1 pseudogene is annotated in these 333 nt (G+C 69.1%); it reads left to right on the forward strand.

The window, feature by feature from the left end:
- Positions 1-74: 74 nt before the first annotated feature.
- A pseudogene (gene icmB, locus BFF77_RS30860) lies at positions 75-333 on the forward strand (coenzyme B12-dependent isobutyryl CoA mutase small subunit); the annotation flags it as partial.

Below are 333 nucleotides of genomic sequence, written 5' to 3' on the forward strand. Positions count from 1 at the left end.
CCGGGCCGGGCGGGCGCGGGGGACCCGGGCCAATTGACGACGCAGTCCGTATGCGTCGGTATGTGGAGGCAGTGATGGGTGTGACCGGTCCGATCCGCGTGGTGGTGGCCAAGCCGGGTCTCGACGGGCACGATCGCGGGGCCAAGGTGATCGCGCGGGCGCTGCGCGACGCGGGCATGGAGGTCATCTACACGGGGCTCCACCAGACTCCCGAGCAGATCGTGGACACCGCGATCCAGGAGGACGCCGACGCGATCGGGCTGTCGATCCTCTCCGGTGCCCACAACACGCTTTTCGCGAAGGTGATCGAACTGCTGAAGGAGCGGGACGCGG

The organism is Streptomyces lushanensis (genome assembly GCF_001700515.1).
GTDB classification, from domain to species: domain Bacteria; phylum Actinomycetota; class Actinomycetes; order Streptomycetales; family Streptomycetaceae; genus Streptomyces; species Streptomyces lushanensis.